Annotated in this window: 23 protein-coding genes and 2 tRNA genes; 14 read left to right on the top strand and 11 right to left on the bottom strand. The window is 45.6% G+C overall.

Going from position 1 to position 21777, the window contains the following annotated elements; translation table 11 throughout:
• Positions 1-92: IS3 family transposase (locus ACLHR0_RS31095; RefSeq protein ID WP_436491133.1), on the top strand; the 92-nt coding region annotated here is incomplete at its 5' end.
• A 156-nt stretch (positions 93-248) separates the two neighbouring features.
• Here the strand turns inward: ACLHR0_RS31095 and ACLHR0_RS31100 are convergent.
• The 3 genes from ACLHR0_RS31100 to ACLHR0_RS31110 form a co-directional block, all read right to left on the bottom strand.
• Positions 249-1871: an ArnT family glycosyltransferase gene (locus ACLHR0_RS31100; RefSeq protein WP_436491645.1), complete on the bottom strand. Its 1623-nt coding sequence runs from the start codon at positions 1869-1871 to the stop codon at positions 249-251.
• A 63-nt stretch (positions 1872-1934) separates the two neighbouring features.
• Positions 1935-2609 carry a phosphatase PAP2 family protein gene (locus ACLHR0_RS31105; protein WP_429062669.1) on the bottom strand — a complete coding sequence of 225 codons (675 nt, stop codon included), beginning with the start codon at positions 2607-2609 and terminating at the stop codon, positions 1935-1937.
• A gap of 28 nt (positions 2610-2637) precedes the next feature.
• Entirely contained in the window at positions 2638-4083 is a 1446-nt protein-coding gene (locus ACLHR0_RS31110) for an LptF/LptG family permease (RefSeq protein WP_370913342.1), read from the bottom strand.
• Positions 4084-4215: 132 nt separating this feature from the next.
• Between ACLHR0_RS31110 and ACLHR0_RS31115 the strand changes: the two genes are divergently transcribed.
• Positions 4216-4830 (top strand): hypothetical protein, encoded by a 615-nt coding sequence (locus ACLHR0_RS31115; RefSeq protein WP_370913341.1) that lies wholly within the window; start codon positions 4216-4218, stop codon positions 4828-4830.
• Here the strand turns inward: ACLHR0_RS31115 and ACLHR0_RS31120 are convergent.
• A complete protein-coding gene (locus ACLHR0_RS31120; protein WP_079473597.1) occupies positions 4827-5207 on the bottom strand; it encodes an START-like domain-containing protein in 381 nt (126 codons plus the stop codon). The two genes, ACLHR0_RS31115 and ACLHR0_RS31120, sit on opposite strands and share 4 nt — an antisense overlap.
• A 357-nt stretch (positions 5208-5564) precedes the next feature.
• Here ACLHR0_RS31120 and ACLHR0_RS31125 point away from each other — a divergent pair, with 357 nt between their 5' ends.
• The 9 genes from ACLHR0_RS31125 (at position 5565) to ACLHR0_RS31165 (ending at position 13666) form a co-directional block, all read left to right on the top strand.
• A complete protein-coding gene (locus ACLHR0_RS31125; RefSeq protein WP_209857032.1) occupies positions 5565-6437 on the top strand; it encodes a sigma-70 family RNA polymerase sigma factor in 873 nt (290 codons plus the stop codon).
• Positions 6438-6702: 265 nt separating this feature from the next.
• Positions 6703-8028 (top strand): signal recognition particle protein, encoded by a 1326-nt coding sequence (gene ffh, locus ACLHR0_RS31130; RefSeq protein ID WP_436491646.1) that lies wholly within the window; start codon positions 6703-6705, stop codon positions 8026-8028.
• A 109-nt stretch (positions 8029-8137) separates the two neighbouring features.
• Complete coding sequence (gene rpsP, locus ACLHR0_RS31135; RefSeq protein ID WP_370913339.1) at positions 8138-8602, top strand: 30S ribosomal protein S16; 465 nt, start codon at positions 8138-8140, stop codon at positions 8600-8602.
• A gap of 130 nt (positions 8603-8732) precedes the next feature.
• The gene (rimM, locus tag ACLHR0_RS31140; protein ID WP_079473601.1) at positions 8733-9254 is read left to right on the top strand and encodes a ribosome maturation factor RimM; all 522 of its coding nucleotides are present in this window, start codon (positions 8733-8735) and stop codon (positions 9252-9254) included.
• Positions 9255-9290: 36 nt separating this feature from the next.
• Entirely contained in the window at positions 9291-9962 is a 672-nt protein-coding gene (gene trmD, locus ACLHR0_RS31145) for a tRNA (guanosine(37)-N1)-methyltransferase TrmD (protein ID WP_436491647.1), read from the top strand.
• A gap of 119 nt (positions 9963-10081) precedes the next feature.
• Positions 10082-10429, top strand: a complete 348-nt coding sequence (gene rplS, locus ACLHR0_RS31150) for a 50S ribosomal protein L19 (RefSeq protein ID WP_079473603.1) — start codon at positions 10082-10084, stop codon at positions 10427-10429.
• 189 nt (positions 10430-10618) lie between these two features.
• On the top strand, positions 10619-10873 hold the full coding sequence (locus ACLHR0_RS31155; RefSeq protein WP_370913336.1) for a Sec-independent protein translocase subunit TatA/TatB: 255 nt from the start codon (positions 10619-10621) through the stop codon (positions 10871-10873).
• Between the two features lie 59 nt (positions 10874-10932).
• Positions 10933-12378, top strand: coding sequence for an Asp-tRNA(Asn)/Glu-tRNA(Gln) amidotransferase subunit GatA (gene gatA, locus ACLHR0_RS31160; protein WP_370913335.1), 1446 nt, complete (start codon positions 10933-10935; stop codon positions 12376-12378).
• A 10-nt stretch (positions 12379-12388) separates the two neighbouring features.
• Positions 12389-13666: a lytic transglycosylase domain-containing protein gene (locus ACLHR0_RS31165; RefSeq protein ID WP_436491648.1), complete on the top strand. Its 1278-nt coding sequence runs from the start codon at positions 12389-12391 to the stop codon at positions 13664-13666.
• A gap of 80 nt (positions 13667-13746) precedes the next feature.
• On the opposite strand, the gene ACLHR0_RS31170 is transcribed toward ACLHR0_RS31165, so the two are convergent.
• From ACLHR0_RS31170 to gap, 3 genes are all read right to left on the bottom strand, one after another.
• Positions 13747-15159 (bottom strand): cation:proton antiporter domain-containing protein, encoded by a 1413-nt coding sequence (locus tag ACLHR0_RS31170; RefSeq protein WP_436491649.1) that lies wholly within the window; start codon positions 15157-15159, stop codon positions 13747-13749.
• A 138-nt stretch (positions 15160-15297) separates the two neighbouring features.
• Complete coding sequence (locus tag ACLHR0_RS31175) at positions 15298-16491, bottom strand: phosphoglycerate kinase (protein ID WP_429042047.1); 1194 nt, start codon at positions 16489-16491, stop codon at positions 15298-15300.
• Between the two features lie 163 nt (positions 16492-16654).
• Entirely contained in the window at positions 16655-17671 is a 1017-nt protein-coding gene (gap, locus tag ACLHR0_RS31180; protein WP_370913331.1) for a type I glyceraldehyde-3-phosphate dehydrogenase, read from the bottom strand.
• Between the two features lie 140 nt (positions 17672-17811).
• Here gap and ACLHR0_RS31185 point away from each other — a divergent pair.
• Positions 17812-17883: transfer RNA gene (locus tag ACLHR0_RS31185), tRNA-Glu, on the top strand.
• Between the two features lie 58 nt (positions 17884-17941).
• Here ACLHR0_RS31185 and ACLHR0_RS31190 read toward each other — a convergent pair.
• The 4 genes from ACLHR0_RS31190 to ACLHR0_RS31205 form a co-directional block, all read right to left on the bottom strand.
• Entirely contained in the window at positions 17942-19087 is a 1146-nt protein-coding gene (locus tag ACLHR0_RS31190) for a C1 family peptidase (protein ID WP_436491650.1), read from the bottom strand.
• 8 nt (positions 19088-19095) lie between these two features.
• Complete coding sequence (locus ACLHR0_RS31195; RefSeq protein ID WP_436491651.1) at positions 19096-19530, bottom strand: hypothetical protein; 435 nt, start codon at positions 19528-19530, stop codon at positions 19096-19098.
• A gap of 90 nt (positions 19531-19620) precedes the next feature.
• Positions 19621-20067 carry a hypothetical protein gene (locus ACLHR0_RS31200; protein ID WP_436491652.1) on the bottom strand — a complete coding sequence of 149 codons (447 nt, stop codon included), beginning with the start codon at positions 20065-20067 and terminating at the stop codon, positions 19621-19623.
• Positions 20064-20627: an RNA polymerase sigma factor gene (locus tag ACLHR0_RS31205; RefSeq protein ID WP_429042037.1), complete on the bottom strand. Its 564-nt coding sequence runs from the start codon at positions 20625-20627 to the stop codon at positions 20064-20066. The genes ACLHR0_RS31200 and ACLHR0_RS31205 overlap by 4 nt, the downstream gene beginning before the upstream one ends.
• A 275-nt stretch (positions 20628-20902) precedes the next feature.
• On the opposite strand from ACLHR0_RS31205, the gene ACLHR0_RS31210 reads away from it, so the two are divergent.
• A complete protein-coding gene (locus ACLHR0_RS31210) occupies positions 20903-21589 on the top strand; it encodes a DUF1345 domain-containing protein (protein WP_429042035.1) in 687 nt (228 codons plus the stop codon).
• Positions 21590-21700: 111 nt separating this feature from the next.
• A tRNA-Glu gene (locus ACLHR0_RS31215) sits at positions 21701-21772 on the top strand.
• Positions 21773-21777 lie beyond the last annotated feature (5 nt).

Here is a 21777-nt window from a genome sequence, read left to right on the forward strand (position 1 = left end):
TTCGAGAATATATAGAATATTATAATAACGATAGAATCAAATTAAAACTAAATGGCTTGAGTCCAATACAATATCGAACTCAAGCCGCCTAATCAAAAAAGTCTAAACTTTGGGGAGCAGTACATATACTCGCTTTTATCTCCCTTAATTATTATTTTAAGAAAATCTAAAAAATCAAAAAAAAATCCAAAAGTAAAAATCCAGCTAATCAGTATAATCAGCGTAATCCTGAGCCAAGACAAAATCCGCTATTTCCGCTTCAGGAACACGAAGCCGTTCTTCTCACCAATCACCTCCAGGTTAGGGTGGCGCCGGTAAGGCTCACTATCCGTAATACGGCAAATGAAGTAGGCGGGCTTGTCGATCCGGCCATTCAGGAGCCAGTCTTCGTTGTAATAGTTTTTATTGGAATGTGGCAACTCTCTTGAATAGTAATGCTGCGCATAACTGTGGTATCCCAACGCCTTTACATATACGTCTTTCCCTTGCAGGGAAATGAAATAGTCTATGGCAGCGCGCTGTGAATAGGCTTCTATCTTGGGCACAAAATGTACTACTGTTACCTGTATCACCAATATGGAACTGATAAGCAAACACATCAATCCTTTGCTGATCTTCCGGCGTATCAGTAATACACTGCTTATAATAACAAGTATAATATAACCCGCGCCATATCCGGCTTCTGCTACCGACCAGGGCACGGCTGCCTGCAGGTTGGCTACCGCGAATTTATCACCGATGTACGGGATCAGCATGTCTTTGTAAACACCTACCAGTGGCAATACTGCAATTGCCAATCCGAGCACAATACCGATGAAAAGTATCAGGGCAATATTCCAGCCACGCAGCCGCTGCTTTCCTTCAGAGAGCAGGTATACCTGCCAGGCCGCAAGAAAAGACAGTGGGAAATAACACAGCGAAGAATAATGTACAATCTTTGTTTTTACAATAGAGAAAAGGATCAGTACTACCCAGAATAACACCCACATCCATACTTTGAAATCCTTCAGTTCAATGGCGGCAGGAGTGGAGTAGATCGTTTTTTTCCTGCTTTGTAAATAGGTGAAAAGAAACGTGCTCGCCGGAAAACAGCCTATCAGCAATACAATCCAGTGATAATAGAAAGGGCCGCCATGACCGGCATCTTCCGTAGTAAGCAGGCGGATCTGGTAAGCCACAAATTCATTGACAAACCACCAGCCATGCGCTGCAATCTCATATCCAAACCACAACAGCGTGGTAATACAGGCAAACAAGGCAATTAAACCAAGGTGGGAAAACCGGATACTGATCTTTCCTTTATTCCAGATCCAGTATATCAACAGGCACAATAAAGCTACCAGTATGGCTACTGGTCCTTTGGTCAATACAGCCAGTCCGAGGAATAAGCCACTGAGAATGGCCATACGGAAAGGTTTATGGTTATACCCGATGCGATAGGCAAAGTAAATGGAAAGGAAGATGAAGAAATTGAATGTAGGATCTATGATACCTGACTTAAAATAAAAATGCGGTAACCAGGAGCCCGCATATACCAGCGCCCACCAGAAACCGAATCTTTCATCCACTGTTTTTTTACCGATGGCAAATAAACTGATCAGTGTGGCAATGCCGATGATGGCATTAGGAAAACGGGCAGCAAAATCATTTACCCCAAAAAGGTGCATACTTCCCGCCTGCATCCATATAAATAAGGGTGGTTTTTCCCAGAAAGGACGAAAATCGATCTGCACCTGGCTGTAGTTGTGGCTTACAATCATTTCGCGTGCTGCTTCCGCAAAGTTGATTTCATCCCAGTCGAATAAATGTACGGCCCCAAGAAAAGGTATAAATAGTAAAGCGGCCACCAGGGCAATCAATAGGTATTTCATTGAAAGTATTTAAAAAATTGGATTACGAACGGTCAGCTTGTGACCGTTCGTAATGATGCCTTGCTATGTGGTGGCATTGGCCTGTAAAAGCGCCTCTGCACATACTTCCGGCGACGACCTGGTGTCCCGGAAACTGAAAAGTCCATACACGATGACAGTACTTAAAGTTCCCACAATGCTGCCAACATATACATCTATAAAGAAATGCTGCGCCAGGTAAATGCGGGAATAACCGGCGCCAAGCGCCATTATTAATAACAGCAATCCCAGCTTTTTATTGCGCACAATTACGGCCAGAAAACTGAACATGCCAAAAGCCGCTGCGGAGTGACCAGAAGGAAAACTGCAACTGCTGTGCACATTAACCCATCTGACCGTATGCACCAGCGTAGCCGTTTCATCTCCGAAATAGGAGATGGGGCGTGGTGCATTATAATAATGTTTGGCCATCTGTACTACGATGGTGACCAGCAGCAGCACTGCCAGCCCGATAAAGAATAGCCTGAACCGCTGGGTTACCAGCATCAGGAACAGCACTATTCCAAACATAATTCCGTCACCGAGGTAGGTAAGCCCGGTAACAATAACATCGCCCCAGCCGGAATGTTCTCTGTTAATACTGAGAAACAGGTCCCGTTGGCTGTAAGTGGCTAACATCACTCCGCCCACTATTAGCCATAGCAGGAAGGGCAGAAAGAACCAGGAGTTCTTTCTGAACAGTGTAAACAGCGTTTTCAAGTCTGTAGGTTTTAAATTGTAGGTTGCTTTAAATCTCTTTAAGAACTTCTTTCTTTCTAAATCTTTGTAAGAACTTTTTTATTTGTTGAATAACGCGAAAATAGTACTCTTTATTAAAAAGCTGTGAGTCATTCATAGCCTTAACAATAAGGAAACCTGCAATGGGGAGTAACACCATATTTGACAGCCACATGCCCGACCAGGTGAACATCACGCCATTTCTCGCCATCTTTTCACCTATCATGAAAAATACGTTAAAAATCACAAAGAAGATCACGGCAAACACCAGTGGTGTGCCCAATCCTCCTTTTCTGATAATGGACCCCAGCGGGGCGCCTATCAGGAACATCACGATACAGGCAGCAGCAAGCGTGAATTTACGCTGCCATTCTACTTTGTGCATCAGGATTACACCATGCTTGTCTTCAAACTCCTGGGTAGGCTGTTCGAGGGCGCTCTGCGTTTCACGGACATTCTGCTCTGCTCTTTCCAATACGGTACGGAGGCTCTTCTCCGGTATAATATCTTCAAATTCTTTTGCTTTCAACGGCGGGGCGCTGGCAGCCCAGGCGGAATCCTTCCATTTGAAGAAAGGGTAACGTACAGTAACATACGAATTTACGGTCTTACTGTACTGGTTCTCTATTTTCTGCAGGGAATCTATCGCTACATCCAGTTGCCTTACGTTCAGCATTTGCTGGTTGGAGGCAAAAAGATCCATGTTGAGGCGGTTAAAAGCAAATGAACTCAGGTCAAATGCTTTGCTGTATTTTTTAAAGCCCAGCCTGATCATGTCGCCGGGAACCGTGTATCCGCGGTTGTTCCGCTCTTCATAACGCCAGCCATTGTCCAGGATGAAATACAGGAAACGCTTGTTGGCCGTAAGTACCATCTGTCCTTTTTCCGCGAGGATGATGCGGTCGCCGCCACCACTCTGGTGGTCGAAGATCATCACCTGGTGGATGGTTTGGTTGTCTTTATCCTTTTGGGCTACCTTAATGGTATAGCCGGGAATATCTTTATAAAATACGCCTGCCTTGATATTAAAGGCTGGCTTGGAGTTGGTAATGTCGTAGAGCAGTGATTTGGCCTGGAGGTTGGCAACCGGGATCACATAGTTGGCAAACAAAAAGGCCAGGAAAGCGATTACGGAGCACACCAGCAGCAGCGGGCGGATAAAGCGCAACAGGGAAATGCCGGAAGATTTTAACGCTACCAGCTCGAAGCTTTCTCCCAGGTTACCAAAGGTCATAATGGAAGACAGCAACACTGCAAGGGGAAGGGCCAGGGTTACCAGCGTGGCGCTGGTATAGGCAATGAGTTGTATGATCACACCCGTATCCAGGCCTTTACCTACCAGGTCGTCCACGTATTTCCAGAGGAACTGCATTACCAGTACGAATAAGGTAACAAAGAAGGTAGCTACAAAGGGACCCAAAAAGGTTTTTATAATTAGTTTGTCGAGTTTTTTCACTGATAATGCGGTATTAAAAAGATGGAATCCCGATCTTCGTATTCTACTGGCCAGGATACTCCTAAACGGTAAAGTTAGCACGAATTCACAAAGGAGTGTTAGGGAGAACCTGAAAATACCGTTAAAATTTATATGGAAAGTTTTGAATTAACACCGGAAGAAGCAGCCGTTATAGAAAGCACGCACTTTATTCTTCTGAAAAACAGTGCAATAGGGAAGGTAATGGTGTTGATGGGGAAGCTGCAGGAAGCGCTGGCAGCGTACGACCGTAACAGTAGTTTCCCGTTTAAGCCTGAGTGGCTGCTGCAGGGCGGTAAAATTTCAAAGGGGGAGCAGTACAAGGGGCTGCCCTGGGTAATGCTGGACTACCCGCGTTATTTCAGTAAAACGGAAGTTTTTGCGTTTCGCACCATGTTCTGGTGGGGGCATTATTTTAGCGCTACCCTGCACCTGGCAGGTAACGTGAAGCGCTATTACAGTCCTGTTCTTGAAAGCAGTTACACAAAACTGGCGGAAGCCGGATTTCAGGTATATGTTCAGGAAGATCCCTGGGAGCATGATTTCGAAAACGGAAATTACTGTTTCATAAACACCTTAAGTTTAGATGAGTGGAAGACGCTGATTAGCCGGAACGATTTCATCAAAGTGGCTAAACCTTTCGTGATCGGTCATTGGGGCAAAATAATTACTGATGTAGTGGAGGCCTATGCTGCGCTACTCAATATACTTGAAAATAAAGGGGCTTAACTGCCGATGCGGTGGAAGAGATCTTTCACCTGGTATTCCCATAGTTGACTTTGGTCCTTCACTTCTTTCTTCTCTGCGAAATCTTTTACTACCAGGATAGTTTCATTCGTTACTTCAGAAATTTGTATGCGGAACTCAAAATATTCCTCTTTGGGAGCATGCGTCCAGTGCAGCCGGATGTACTCATCCTCTTCCTGTTCCAGTACTTCCGCTTCTTCAGCAGTACCGTTCCATGAAAAGGAAAAAACATTATCCCTGAAATCAACCCTATCGGCGAACCATTCCTGCAAACCGGCAGGGGTCGATAAGAATTCATACAGGATACCGGGTGAGCACCTTACCGGAAATTCTAACTCATAAAGCACTTTCTTAGACATCTCTCAAATAATTAGTAAATCAATATCATCCAGTTGCAATTATAGAAAATATTTTACTCTGTCAAAATAATTTACGGTTTTTTTTTATAGAATACATAAAAACTTTACACGTCTTAATAAAACTATATATATTACATTTATAATAAATATAAAACAGCCACATATGATAGCGCTGTCTGCTTCGCCTCTATAGTGGCGAATTTCCGCGACATTTGCAAGCCCTTAATGATCAATCGATTTTATTTGGAAATGATTTAAAAACAATAGATTTTTTTTGGTGGCTATCTAAAAAAAGTTATTTTTGTCAGGCATTCATCAAATCTTAACTTTTTATTAACCTGTAACTGTTCCGACTCTATGTCAATGCGCCAACTTAAAATCACTAAATCCATTACCAACAGGGAATCACAATCCCTGGAGAAGTATCTGCAGGAGATTGGGAAAGTGGATTTAATTACGCCGGAAGAAGAGGTAAACCTGGCTATCCGGATCAAGCAGGGCGATCAGAGAGCGTTGGAGAAGCTTACAAAAGCAAACCTCCGCTTTGTGGTATCCGTTGCGAAACAGTACCAGAACCAGGGACTGTCGCTCAGTGACCTGATCAACGAGGGGAACCTCGGGTTAATTAAAGCTGCTCAACGTTTTGATGAAACGCGCGGTTTTAAATTCATTTCCTACGCCGTTTGGTGGATCCGTCAGTCTATCCTGCAGGCTTTGGCAGAACAATCCAGGATTGTTCGCCTCCCGCTTAACAAAGTGGGCCTGAGCAACAAGATCAGCAAAGCGTACTCCCAGCTGGAACAGGAATATGAAAGAGAACCATCTCCCGATGAACTGGCTACCATCCTCGAAATCAATACGGAAGAAGTGGAAGCAACCCTCGGTGTTGCTGCCCGCCACGTATCTATGGACGCGCCTTTTATCGACGGGGAAGATAACTCCCTGCTGGATGTACTCGAAAACCCGAATGCCGTTAGCGCAGACGAAGAACTGGATCACCACGATTCCCTCCGCCGCGAAATCGAGCGCTCACTCTCTACTTTAACAGACCGTCAGAAAGATGTGATCATGCTGTACTTCGGCATCGCCGTTGAACATCCCATGTCACTCGAAGATATTGGCGAAAAATTTGGCCTGACCCGCGAACGCGTACGCCAGATCAAAGACAAAGCCATCACCAAATTAAGAACTACCTCCAGGAGCAAGTTGCTGCGCAACTACCTCGGATAACGCGGATGTTGTCTTACTCAGGATTACGCTGATTAGGCTGATTACCTTGAGTTTTTAGTTGATTTTGTAAAGATTTTTAAAGATTAGCGAAGATGGCTGCGGTAAATCCGCAACGGTCTTCGCTAATCTTTTTTAATCCCAAATGATCAAATCCGGGTAATCAGCCTAATCAGTGTAATCCTGAGTAAGACAAACTCCGCGTAAGACAAAATCCGCGAGAATCCGCAAAAAAATATACTTTTGCAGTCCGTTTAAAATACCAACAATGTTTGAATCATTATCAGAGAGACTAGACTCCGCGTTTAAACAGCTTAAAGGGGAAGGCCGGATTTCAGAAATAAATATCGCCTCTACCGTTAAAGAGATCCGTCGTGCATTGGTGGATGCGGATGTGAACTATAAAATTGCCAAGGAATTTACAGATAAAGTAAAGGATAAAGCGCTGGGAGAAAAGGTATTAACAGCTATTTCGCCCGGACAGCTCATGGTGAAGATCGTAAAGGACGAACTGGCCGAACTTATGGGCGGCACCGAAGCAGAATTCGACCTCAAATCCAATCCTACCGTTGTACTGATCGCAGGTTTGCAGGGTTCGGGTAAAACCACCTTCTCCGGTAAACTGGGCAACTTCCTGAAAACAAAGAGAAATAAGAAACCCTTGCTGGTAGCAGCCGATATCTACCGCCCTGCAGCGATAGCCCAGCTGAAAGTACTGGGCGAGCAGATAGGGGTGGAGGTTTACAGCGAACCGGAAAATAAGAATGCCGTTCAGATCGCTGAAAACGCCATCAAACACGCGAAAGCCAATAACTTCAACGTTATCATCATCGATACTGCCGGCCGTTTGGCGGTGGACGAAGTGATGATGAACGAAGTAGCCGCCGTAAAAGCTGCGGTGAAACCACAGGAAATCCTGTTCGTGGTGGATTCCATGACCGGCCAGGATGCGGTAAATACCGCCAAAGCGTTCAACGAACGCCTCGACTTTACCGGCGTAGTGCTCACCAAACTGGATGGCGATACCCGCGGTGGTGCGGCACTGACCATCAAATACACGGTGGAAAAGCCTATTAAGTTCGTAAGTATGGGTGAAAAACTCGATACCCTCGATGTTTTCTACCCCGAACGTATGGCCCAGCGTATCCTCGGAATGGGGGATATCACCACCCTGGTAGAACGCGCCCAGGAACAGTTCAACGAAGAACAGGCCAAAAAGCTGGAAAAGAAAATCCGCCAGAACCAGTTCGATTTCGACGATTTCAAGGAACAACTCCAGCAGATCAAAAAAATGGGTAACCTGAAAGATCTGATGGGCATGATCCCCGGCGTCGGGAAGGCAGTGAAGGACCTGGACATCAGCGATGACGCTTTTAAGGGCATTGAGGCCATGATCAACTCTATGACGAAGGCGGAGCGTGCCGACCCGGATATGATCGACGGAAGCCGCCGCAAACGCATCGCAAAAGGCGCCGGAAAAAACATCCAGGACGTCAACCAGTTCATGAAACAGTTTGAACAGATGCGCCAGATGATGAAAATGATGAATAAATTTGGCGGTGGTGGTAAGGGTTTGAAAGGAATGGTGAGATAAACGGATCAGATTGATATAAATATTTTTTGCAAATACCAACTTACTGATTACATTTGCATCCCTAATTAAACAATATTTCCTAACTCGCAAAAAATAACTCGACTTATTTATGCCAGTAAAAATCAGACTGCAGAGACATGGCGCGAAAAAAAGGCCTTTCTATTTTATCGTAGTAGCCGACGCCCGCGCACCAAGAGATGGTAAATTCATCCAGAAAATTGGTACTTACAATCCTTTAACAGTTCCGGCTTCCATCAACATCGATACCGAAAAGGCATTGCGTTGGTTGCAGAAAGGTGCACAACCTACCGACACTGTTAGAAGAATCTTGTCATTCAAAGGTGTATTGTATTTGAAACACCTGTTAAGAGGTGTTACTTTGAACCTGTTCGACGAGCCTACTGCTTACCAGAAGTTCGCACAATGGCAAGCTGAACACGAACAGAAAGTTTCTGCCCGCCGCGACGGTCACAAGAAAGCAAGGATTGCTGCTCCAATCGTAAGAAAGGTAGAAGACACTCCGGCTGCTCCAGCGACTGAAGCACCAGCAGCAGAAGAAGGTAACGAAGCATAAAACGGCAACGTTTTAACAATACCTGAAAAAGGAAATATTTGCAACTGCAAATGTTTCCTTTTTTAATTTTTGTTAATAGCCTCATCAGCAATCAGTTACCTGATCCGCTAAAGTCCGACAGCAAAAAATTATGAGTAATTATTTCAGTATAGGTAAACTGGCCTCCGCGCACGGTTTGCAGGGCGACCTGGTTTTAAGGCACAGCCTCGGCAAAAGATCCGCGCTGAAAGGTGTAACCGTTATATTCCTGGAAGAGCGGAAAAACAGCTTCATTCCCTACTTTATACAGCAGGTAACCGTAAAGGATACAGAAAGCGTATACATCAAGCTGGAAGGTATAGATACCAAGGAAGCCGCACACAAACTGATGCCCGCTCAGGTATACCTGCAGGAAGAAGACTTCAAACAACAAACCGCTTCCTCTGCACCCCTCGCTTTGCTGGGATTTGCTGTGGAAGACCAGCAATATGGCCCCTTGGGCACTATTGAGGAAGTCATTGAAATGCCTATGCAGGTACTCGTAAAAGTATTCATCAAGGGCAAAGAAGCCCTGCTGCCGGTCAATGAGCAGTCGCTGGTGAAAGTAGACAAGAAGAACCAGACGGTACACCTCAACCTCCCGGATGGTTTGATTGAATTATACACCGGTTGATCTGACGGATTCAACTGTTATAAAGGGCACACAATCATGCGAATAGATATAATCACCGTATTACCGGAATTGCTCGAAAGCCCGCTGTCACACTCTATCATGAAGAGGGCACAGGCAAAAGGCTTACTGGAAGTACACGTACACCCGCTCAGGCAGTACTCCAACCTGAAACACAACCAGGTAGACGACTACCAGTTTGGTGGTGGCGCAGGAATGGTAATGATGCTGGAGCCTATTGTGAATGCGATTGAGTCGCTCCAGGCAAAAGTGCAGTACGATGAGGTGATCTATCTCACCCCCGATGGCGAAACGCTGAACCAGAAAATGGCCAACCAGCTGTCGCTCAAAGGCAATCTGCTCCTGCTTTGCGGGCACTATAAAGGTATCGATCAGCGCATCCGCGATCACTTTATCACCAAAGAGATCTCCATCGGCGATTACGTGCTGAGCGGGGGAGAGTTGGGCGCCGCCGTACTGGTGGATGCCATCGGACGCCTCCTGCCCGGCGTGCTGAATAATGAAACCAGCGCCCTTACAGACTCCTTCCAGGACAATTTACTGGCGCCGCCGGTATACACCCGCCCGGAAGAGTTCCGTGGATGGAAGGTGCCGGAAATCCTCCTGAGCGGAGATCACAAAAAGATCGACGAATGGAGACACCAGGAATCAGTAGAAAGAACAAAACAACGCAGGCCCGACCTGTTATAACGTAATGATACATAGGTCATATAGAGCGCTTTACCATTTGACAGGGATAATTTCTTGATTTTTAATTTGGTAAATGCTATTTCTTGACTTACTTTTGCACTCCCATAAATATTTGAAAGATGAACGCAATTTCGTTTGTTCACGAACAACTGACAGCTAACAAACAGTACCCGAAGTTTAAAGCAGGCGACAACGTCACTGTCAACTATAAAATCGTGGAAGGTAATAAAGAAAGGATTCAGTCCTTTAAAGGTGATGTGTTGAAAATCCAGGGTACGGGATCAACAATGTCTTTCACTGTTAGAAAAATTTCTGATGGCATTGGTGTGGAAAGACTGTTTCCGCTTTACTCTCCTCATATCGATGGTATCGTGTTGAACAAGGTAGGTAAAGTAAGAAGAGCTAAGCTTTACTATCTGCGCGAACGTGCTGGTAAGAAAGCCCGTATCAAAGAAAAAAGGGTTTAGTATAAATACAGGGAAATTTGTTAAAAGCGGGACCATTACCGGTGCCGCTTTTTTCGTGTGCTTAAAATGGTATTAAAACTAGCGCAGGATTGCCCATAACGGTAAAAAAGCCGATTATATCTGCTATCTTTGTTGACTGAACTTTTAAACATTGAGAAGATGACTGCTGTTTTTTTAAATTCATCATTTTTGATCCTTCAGGACATTGGAATGTCCGAGCTGCTGTTGATTGCCGTGGTAGTATTGCTGCTCTTCGGAGGTAAAAAAATTCCCGAATTAATGCGTGGCCTCGGTAAAGGTATCCGCGAGTTTAATGACGCAAAGAACAATGTGCGCCAGGAAATCGAAGAAGGAATGAGGGAAAAGCCCGTTCAGGCTGCAGCACCGGCCACTACAGATGCACCACATACCAGCACTGAAGAAGCTCCACTGCCCAAAGTATAAATTGTAGCCAACTCCCTAAAGGAGTATTTTTCTGTTAATTTAATTTAACTGGTTTAGTCTTGTCTGAATTCAGCAGTATAATCACTTTCCATAAAGCATTATACGCCGGCAGCACAAGCTGTGCGGAGAGGGTGCGTTATTACCTCGACCGTATAGCTCAGTTAAAACACTTGAATGCCTTCCTGGAAGTATATGAAGAGGAAGCCCTGGAGAAAGCGCGCGAGCTTGATACCCGCCTCAAAAACGGGGAAAAATTGGGCGCACTCGCGGGTGTGGTAGTAGGTATTAAAGATGTGATCTGCTATAAAGGCCATAATGTAAGCGCCGCTTCCCGGATACTGGAAGGGTTCAATTCCCTGTTCTCTGCCACCGCCATCGAAAGATTGCTGGCAGAAGATGCTATTATCATCGGTAATCTCAACTGCGATGAATTCGCAATGGGGTCTACCAATGAAAATTCTGCCTATGGCCCCACGCTGAATGCCCTGGATAATACCCGCGTACCAGGCGGCTCCTCCGGGGGCTCTGCCGTAGCAGTCCAGGCAGACTTATGCCAGGTAAGTCTCGGTAGTGATACCGGCGGCTCTGTCCGGCAACCGGCCGACTTCTGCGGCATAGTTGGCCTGAAACCCACCTATGGACGTATTTCGCGCTACGGACTCATCGCTTACGCCTCTTCATTTGACCAAATAGGCATTTTTGGCAAGAATATTGCCGATGTGGCGTCAGTTCTACAGGTGATTGCGGGTCCGGATGAGTTTGATAGTACTGCTTCCCAAAAAGAAGTACCGGATTATAAAGCAGACCTGGAAAACAATAAAACATTCAAATTTGCGTATTTAAGGGATGCACAGTACCACGATGGGCTGGACGCAGAAATGAAGAACGGCTATATTGATTTCTTTGAAAGTTTGCAGTCTTTGGGTCATACGGTATCAGGAAAAAGTTTTGAATACCTCGACCATGTAGTTCCGGCATATTATGTACTGACTACAGCGGAAGCATCCTCCAACTTATCCCGGTTTGATGGGGTGAAATATGGACACAGAACCGCTGAAAAGAACCTGGATCTGACAGAATTTTACAAAAAAAGTAGATCCGAAGGGTTCGGAAAAGAGGTAAAACGTCGTATATTACTGGGGACTTTTGTCTTGAGTGCGGGCTATTATGACGCATATTATACTAAGGCACAACAGGTTAGGCGTCTTGTAACAGAAAAACTCAACGATATATTAGAAGAATACGACGCCATTTTAATGCCAACTGTGCCATCCACAGCATTTAAATTAGGGGAGAAGACTGATGACCCTATAGCTATGTACCTGGCTGATATTTATACGGTACTGGCAAATCTGGCAGGGGTTCCGGCTATATCCGTTCCTTTGTACCGGCATTCAAACGGAATGCCATATGGTGTACAGATCATCACAAAGAAGTTTAGCGAAGCAAACTTGTTACATATAGCGCATCAATTGATGGCTAAGGAGCAGGTTACTGTTGTTTAAAATAAATTGTATGAGAAAAATCTTTTTACTACTGCTGTTGCCAGCAATAAGTTTAGTGAGTGTGAGTGCAATGGGGGGCAATAGCAATCCTAAAGAGATGGCGTATCCGGTATTTTCACCCGATACCTCTGTAGTAAAGCTGAATCACAAGGTACGTTTACCAAAAGATACTGCTTTATTGCCATCGCCAACATCCGTGGCAGTGAAGAAAGCTGCACAGAGCCTGCCTAACACCATTCGCAGTGCGAAAGTGTATGAACAGATCAACAATAACCTGGTTGCCGGTTATGTAAGTAACTATGCCACCCGGTATAGTCAGCATCTGCAAATCATGATCGATAAAGGACAACCCTATTTCAATATGATTGAAAAGGTGTTCCGCGATAATGGTATCCCTGAGGAAATGAAATACCTCGCAGTAATCGAATCCAGCTTTAATACCAATGCCCGTTCCAGGGTAGGAGCAGTAGGGGCCTGGCAGTTTATGGCCGGAACCGCCCGTATCTTTGGTTTGAGCGTAGGTAAGAAAATAGACGAAAGAAAAGATTTCTATAAATCTACCCTGGCCGCTGCCCAGTTCCTTAATCAGCTGTATGCACAGTTCGACGACTGGTTACTGGTAGTTGCCGCTTACAACTGCGGCGCAGGTGGCGTTCAACGCGCTATCAAAGCCAGCGGACGTACCGATTTCTGGGGCATGCAATACTTCCTGCCTGCAGAATCACGTAACCATGTTTACAAATTCATCGCTACCGGTTATATCCTCGATAAGTTCAATAACTTCTTCGGTGTAAGTGAAGATAACACCATCACTGTAAATGTGCCTGTAGCGGATAACCTGTCTGCTCCCGTTGCGAGAGGCCCGTTAACAGAAGAGGAGATCTTCAATACGGTGGAAATCAATGTAACCGGCAAATACCGCCTGGAAGCAATTGCAAAGAAACTGGATATGAACGTGGCCGAATTGGACCGCTTCAACCCGGGCTTCTCCAAAGCAATGGCCAGCGCCGAAAATAACTACGACCTGCGCATCCCTAAAGAAAAGATGAAGCAGTTCATGGCAGAAAAAAATGAAATGCTGAAAGAATCTGTTCAGATGACCCTGGACGATAAAGCAGTAGGTGTAGATAAATCCAAATTCCCGCCGCCGGTGAAAATGGCAGAAAAGAATACCACCGCTAAAAAAGCACCTGCTACCAGCAGCAAAAAACATTATTCTTCCAAAAAGCATCATTATACCGCTAAAAAGAAGACTACTGCTAAAAAGAAAACTACCACAAAGAAATAATCACCCGCAAGGGTATACGAAATAAAAAAGAGACCGGTGATCATCACTGGTCTCTTTTTTTTATTATCAATAATCTCATATCAGATAGTAAGCAGGCCTTTACGTTTTTCACTAAAGGCTACCAGGTCCAGTAACGGTCCGGTCATAAAGGTGGTGGCCAGCGCCATCAGCACCATCATGGCAAATATCTCCGGCGATAAGATCCCCAGGTCAAACCCGATATTCAATACCACCAGCTCCATCAATCCCCGGGTATTCATTAATGCGCCAATAGAAACCGACTGCCGCCAGCTTTGACCCATTAAACGCGCTGTAATGGTACTGCCCCCAAATTTTCCCGCTACAGCCACCAGCATGATCATCCCAAATACTACCCAGAGATCACCCTGGTTCAATAAACCAATATGCGTTCTTAACCCGGTATACACAAAGAAGATAGGAAGCAGTAGTAATACGCTCACATCTTCCAGCTTATCTGTCAATAGCTGCCTGATATTGGTGCCATGCGGCATGATCACACCCGCCAGGAACGCGCCAAACAAGGCATGTATCCCAATCACTTCTGCCACCCATGCAGATATCAGCAGCATAAAAAATATCAGGGATACTGCTGCTTTCTGATGGCCTTTCGCCATTTGTGCCTGCATGGTTCTGTTCAGCCAGGGGCGGACGAGCAGTAACATCACGGCTACAAATGCAATTGCCAGTAAAATGGTCACGAGGGCGCTCACTATCCCGCCAGCGTTCACAATGGCCACCACTACCGCCAGGATACACCAGGCGGTAATATCATCTGCGGCAGCGCAGGTAATGGCCATGATGCCCAGGGGCGTGTTGGTTAGTTTCCGTTCCTGTACAATCCGCGCCAGCACCGGGAAAGCGGTAATGCTCATGGCGATGCCCATAAACAGCGCGAAAGATAAAAAGCTGACATTGGCAGGAGCAAACTGTGTAAAAAGGAAATATGCCAGCCAAACGCCAAGGAAAAAAGGAATAATAATACTGGCATGACTGATCATCACCGCGTCATGCGCTTTATTCCTGATTTTACTGATATCCAGCTCCATCCCAACAATAAACATAAAGAAGGCAAGTCCTATCTGGCTGAGGAACTGGAGGTTTTTCAACGAATCTGCCGGAAATAAAAAGCCGGAAAATGAAGGCGCCACCCAACCCAGCAGGGAAGGACCCAGCAACACACCCGCGATGATTTCACCTACCACTGCCGGTTGCTTCAGTTTATTGGCGATCAGTCCGAATACCCGCGCTGCCAGCATGATCAGGATGATTTGCAACAGCAACAGTCCCAGCGGGTGTTTCAGATTTTCCAGGTAGCGCCACCAGCCGCCGGTGGCCATAGCCGCCGCTGCCGGTGCAGGAGTGATAACCGTGTGCGCATTCACCGGTAAAGATTGTCCCTTCTGAAGGATTACCCATATCAGCGCCGCAAAAATGCCAATAATCACGGGGTACCAGAGAAAGCGTTTAGTCATGACAGGAAATTATTAATGGTTAGCTGCAAGATATAAAAAAGCAAAAAGCTATTACGGGGATAGACCGCTGCAGCAAGTTAAATCTTCGCATACGGTTATCGCTGTAATAGCTTTTTGTGGATATAATTAGCCGGCAGTTTAGCTGATAGCGGCAATTCCCGGCAGTTCTTTTCCTTCAAAGAACTCCAGTAATGCGCCACCACCGGTGGAAACATAACTTACTTTATCTGCAATCCCAAACTGGTTTACTGCAGCAACAGAGTCACCGCCGCCCACCAGGGAGAAAGCTCCTTTGGCAGTAGCCGTTACAATGGCTTCGGCCACGCCTTTGGTACCAGCCTGGAAAGCAGCCATTTCAAATACGCCCATTGGTCCATTCCATAAAATAGTATTGGAGGCAGCAATGGTTTCGCTGAAAAGGGCTACAGACTTAGGACCTATGTCGAGGCCCATCCATCCCGCAGGAATATTATCGTTGGAAACTTCCTGGGTATTTGCATCTGCTGCAAACTTATCCGCTGCAATGGAATCTACCGGCAGTAACAGTTGTACGCCCTTTTCCTTTGCTTTGGCTACCAGTTCATTCGCCAGGTCCAGTTTATCATTTTCGCAGAGGGAGCTGCCAATTTCTTTGCCCTGGGCTTTCAGGAAAGTGTAGGCCATACCGCCGCCAATGATCAGGTTGTTGGCACGGTCCATCAGGGTTTCGATGATCAGGATTTTATCGCTCACTTTAGCGCCGCCCAGGATTGCAGTAAAGGGAGATGCTGCGTCGTTGAGTACTTTTTGTGCGCTGTTTACTTCTGCTTCCATCAGCAAACCGAACATACGGTTCTCTGGTGCAAAGTATTGTGCAATCACTGCCGTGGACGCATGTGCACGGTGAGCGGTACCAAATGCGTCGTTTACGTATACGTCGCCCAGTTTAGAGAGCTGTTCAGCGAATGCGGCATCACCTTTTTCTTCGGCTTTGTGGAAACGCAGGTTTTCCAGCAGCAGTACTTCGCCCATTTGCAGGTCGGCTGCCGCTTTTTCTGCCACAGGACCTACGCAGTCTTCCGCGAATTTCACGGTTGCGCCACCAAGTAAGGAAATGAGGTGGTATACCAGGTGTTTCAAAGAGTATTTATCAGTAGGACCATCTTTTGGGCGACCCAGGTGAGACATCAGGATAACGGCGCCGCCATCTTTCAGGATTTTCTGGATGGTAGGAACTGCTGCGCGCATACGGTTGTCATCCGTGATCTCGAATTTATCATTCAGGGGCACGTTGAAGTCCACGCGGATCAAGGCTTTGCGGCCGTTGAAGTTATAGTCAGAAAATTTGCTCATAATGTATCAATTTAAGATAACGAGAAGGGGTAAATTAAAAAACCGCGGTACCAACAGCGCAAAGCGAGTATATAACCAGGTAATGCTGGCCAATTGCTGCTATGGTGTAGTTCCGCGGAATTTAAAGGCTCCCGGTTTGCACCGGGAGTACCTGTTATAATTATTATTTGCTGATCAAACCGGCGAAGTACTTCACAGTACGCACCAGCTGAGATACATAGCTCATTTCGTTATCGTACCAGGAAACGGTTTTAACCATCTGGTGCTCACCTACAGTCAGTACTCTGGTTTGTGTAGCATCAAACAGGGAACCGAAGTGGATACCGATGATGTCAGAGCTCACAATTTCATCTTCGGTATAACCGAAAGATTCGTTGGAAGCAGCTTTCATAGCAGCGTTAACTTCGTCAACCGTTACTTTTTTATTGAGGATGGTAGTCAGCTCAGTTAAAGAACCGGTGATGGTAGGAACGCGTTGTGCACTACCGTCCAGTTTGCCTTTCAGTTCCGGTAATACCAGGCCGATAGCTTTTGCAGCACCGGTACTGTTAGGTACGATGTTGGCCGCAGCAGCACGGGCACGGCGCAGGTCACCTTTCGGATGCGGCGCATCCAGGGTGTTCTGGTCGTTGGTGTAAGCGTGAACGGTGGTCATTAAACCGGTAGCAATACCGTAGCTGTCCTGCAGTACTTTCGCCATAGGAGCGAGACAGTTGGTGGTGCAGGATGCGCAGGAAATAACTGTTTCGCTGCCGTCCAGGATTTCGTGGTTTACGTTGAAAACAATCGTTTTCAGATCACCTGTAGCAGGAGCAGAAATAACAACACGTTTAGCGCCGGCAGTAAGGTGAGCGGCCGCTTTATCCCTGTCAGCAAAGAAACCGGTACATTCGATCACTACATCGATGTTATGTTCTTTCCAGGGAATTTGAGACGGATCTCTCTGTGCATATATCTTCACATCTTCACCGTTCACATTGATTGCGCTTTCAGAATGCTTAACGTCTGCATCGAATCTACCCTGTGCTGAATCGTATTTCAGCAAATGCGCCAGCACGTTGGGGCTGGTGAGGTCATTGATAGCTACCACATCAATGCCGGGCATTTTGTAAATCTGGCGGTATACCAAACGGCCGATACGACCGAAACCATTAATACCAATTTTGAGAGTAGTTCCCATTTTACATCGTGATTTGAGTATGAAAAAATCGAGAGCGAATTTACAATCAATACCCTTATTAATCAATATAATTTTAGGTTATGAAAATATTTTTTGGAAATTTAGAATAACATCCTACATTTGCAATCCGAAAATGATGCGCCGCGTTGGTCAAGGGGTTAAGACGCCTCCCTTTCACGGAGGAGTCACGGGTTCGATTCCCGTACGTGGTACAAATAAAAAGGGTTCTTCCAAACAGAAGAACCCTTTTTTATTTACGCTTTCTCACTCTTAAAAAAGCTTACGCCTGGTTGAATCCGTCAGCCCATCTTTGTGAAGCAGCACGGAGATTCCTTTCATTTTCATATAAGGAACGCTCAGGTAAATGAATCCCTGTCTCCCTGCTTCAGGTCCCCACGAATTTTTTGCTTTATAATAGATATTGCCGTACTGGTCTTTCAGCTTGCCGGTAATATGCACAAGGTGGTCGTCTGTAGTGCTGAAATCCTCAAAGGAAGATTGCCGCATTTCCTGGGTCACTTTCTTTTCCGGCCGGGCTTCCGTAAGTATCAGCTCCTTATCTTCCTGCTTTTCAGGTAATACAGCTAATTCTGCAGTAAACGTCGGCTCGGTCCCGTCCAGGTCGAGGGCGAGGGAAAACCCTGCTTCGATCGCGTGATCTATGTTTTCCATAAATTCATCGAGGGGCAGGTTGTAAAACCGTTCATTGGCCCAGTTCGCCGGGATACTCAGCACAAAGGGTTTATAGAAAGGAACATGCGTAAAAGATGTAATGGTGAGGTAATTACCCGGGTTTAACTGCGTATAGGCAAGAAAGCTCATAGAGGTGTATGTCTTTCCTTCATACGGGAATTCATCCGGCGCCTTTCCTAAAAAACTATCCAGTTTGGCAGGTACTTCCTTTTTCCATCCGGTGCCCAGCTTATTGGCAGGGTCAGCATATTTTTTTACGGTGCTTTCCAGCTCTTTAAACATCACGGAATGGTTATGTTCCGTATGTCCGTTTAGCAGACCGGTATATACCGTTTGCGGTAATACCCCGAATTCAACTGAGCTGATGATGGGATCATGATTAAGGCCGCCTTCAGTAAAGCGCGCAGTGCCTTGCCGTAGGATATAATTCCTGGCTTTCAGTAAATAGGCGCATCTCACAAAATACATTTCCGAAAGATCAATTTTTTCTCCTTTCAACCGGATGATCTCGGACTCCAGGAAGGAAGTGGTGGAAAAACTCCAACAGGTACCCGAGGCGTTCTGGCTGATAACCGGTAATGCAGGAACCTCCGTTAAAACAGAGAAAACGTAGCTGCTTTTTCGCTGCGGCAACGTAGCAGCCTTTTCAGGTTTACTGTTACAGGCCTGGATAGCGGGCAGCAAAAGCAGGAATAATAAAGCAAGTAGCAGATCTTTTTTCATAACGGGGCTTACCATGTTTCTTTTCTCTTTTTCAGATAATAATAATACCCGGCGAAACCTAACGACAAGCTGAAGGCCAGCATGCCTGCTGAAAGCCATCCGGATGGAAAGCTGTTCACTACTGCGCAACCGATACCGGCACTCAGTAACAGGAAAAAATATTTCGCTGCATAGTCTTTACTTTCCACACCAATCCGCAGCATCTTTTCTACTTCAGTGACATCAATCCCCCGGCTGATCATCTTGCTTTTAAGACGATAATTAAGCAGCATCCGGATCAGCGTTAGCAAAAAAACCGTTACTACATAGAACAGCAGGATGATGATGACGGTACGGATAATTACATCGGGAACATAGGTGCCATTGGCAAGCGTGAAACCGCCATCAGCACTTCCGGAAGCCGTGTGCGCATTTAAAAAACGGACTAAAATTATTTTCCTCATCTGCGTAAATTGTTTAGTAGTGATGAAGCCGGCATGCCCCTGATGCGTTATTTATCATTAGACCTTCATACCGGTTTTCAGGTTGCAGTTTTACTCAAGATTTAATGTCCTGATCTTTTTCCGGTAAGTGTTATATAGTTCCATAAACTGCATGATCAATACGCCGGATAGCAGCAACAATCCCGGTACAAGGCCCACCGCAGCGATGCCCGAAAAGATCCAGCTGATCGTACTCCAACACGCTATTAACCCTGCGGCCACCAGGCCGATGGCGCCAAACAGCAAGCCATATAGATACAAGGCCTCTTTTCTGTCGGGCGCACTAGCTGCAGACAACAGATCAGGAATGAGATGCGCTGTTTCGAAATCCGGTAAGGGAACTTCGCTTTCTTTGATATGGCTATACAGCATTTGGTAAGTCCTGATCTGCATTTGACAGTGGAGGCAATCCGCAATGTGTCTGGCAGCCGCCGGGTCCGCGAACTCTTCAAGTGCATAGCGCTGGAGCTGTTCTTCACTTAAATGTATCTTGCTCATAAATGCTCTTTTGAGTAATAATCAAGTAATCGTTCCTTCAATACTTTTCTTGCGCGGAACAAATAGTTTTTAACTGTTCCGGCAGGAAGTCCTGTGATGTTCATGATCTCATCAATACTGAGCTCTTCTTTATGAAATAAAGTAATAAGTGTACGGTAGACAGGTGGTAACGCAGCACTAAGCTTTTCCAGGATCTCTGCTCTTTCTTTCAGGGAAAGTAGCTGGCTGGCATCTAATGTATCCTTGTTGATTTCCTGCCAGGCGCTTTCGCGTAAAAGCAATTTATCATCATCAGGAATGTCGGTCAGCTCCGGCCTGTATTTTTGCAAATGGTCTAAACAGGTGGTGTAGCTGATTTGCGCAACCCAGGTAGACAGCCGGGATTGAAAACGGAATTTCGGAAGATACCTGAATACCTTGAGATAGATATCCTGCATTATGTCTTTTCTGTCCGACGGGTTACTGATCATCTTAAAGATAATATTTGCTACCAGTTTTTCGGTGCTGCGGAGCAATAGGGTAGCCGCATGAGGGTCGCCCTCCATGATTTTTTTTATCATGTCTTCATCCGAAAGAATAGGAGGGCGCCCTGGGTACATCGTATATATCAGACGTCATAAACAAAAAAAGGTTGCAGGAAGCAGTTGTTTCTAATGCCGGGTTTCTCAGATTTCTTCCAAGTGTTTAACAAAGATCTTACCCGTTCAGTCATTTTATATGCTACGAAATATCTGTTGGATATTATTTTAAGAGAATGGATAATGCCAGGCGAACTTCCTTGCGGCAGGTAAGATGCTCTTATTTTTAGGTATCTTTAGAGATCAAGTTGTCTGCTATGAAAAAAAAGAAAGTCGCTTCCCTGTTGGTGAGTATGCATCCGTTACAACGGGTGCTGGTAAGTTTGGGATTCACGCTCCTGGTGTTTATTGCGTTTTTATTACTGAAGATAACAATGCATCCGTTGGTGCTGACTGCATTGTTATGGAATATCTTCGCCATTTCCTATATCACCACCGGGTGGATTGTTTTTTTCAACCGTACCATTGAAGAGATCCGCACCTGGGCGAGGATAGATGATGGCAGCCGCACTTTCGTTACATTAACAGTGGTAGTAGCATCTGTAGCGAGCCTGGTACTGGTGTTGTTAATGATGTTGTCAAAAGAGCTGACCGGTCTTTCAAAGATCCTGTATCTCCCGGTGGCCGTTTCCGGCATGCTGGCTTCATGGACAATGGTACATACTACGCTCACTTTTCATTATACCCATTTGTATTACGACGATGCAGAAGATGACAATACCAAACAGGCAGAAGGACTGGAGTTTCCCAAAGAAAAAAAACCGGACTATATCGACTTCGCTTATTTCGCTTTCGTGATCGGTATGACCTTCCAGGTTTCCGATGTGGAAATCACCGGCAGAGTGATCCGGCGCACGGCATTGGCGCATGGTTTATTGTCCTTTTTGCTGAACACGTTTGTAGTAGCATTAACGATAAATTTAATTGCAGGATTGAAACAATAAGTCGGCCTGGCTACCGTGTTTTCTTCATAATCTTCTTACCTTTGATAAAGAATCGAAAAAAAGTTTTGGTTTGTAAAACATTTTCCTATCTTTGCAATCCCAAACGAAAATGCCGCGTTGGTCAAGGGGTTAAGACGCCTCCCTTTCACGGAGGAATCACGGGTTCGAATCCCGTACGTGGTACAAAA

The organism is Chitinophaga sp. ARDCPP14 (assembly GCF_051362515.1).
Taxonomy (GTDB): domain Bacteria; phylum Bacteroidota; class Bacteroidia; order Chitinophagales; family Chitinophagaceae; genus Chitinophaga.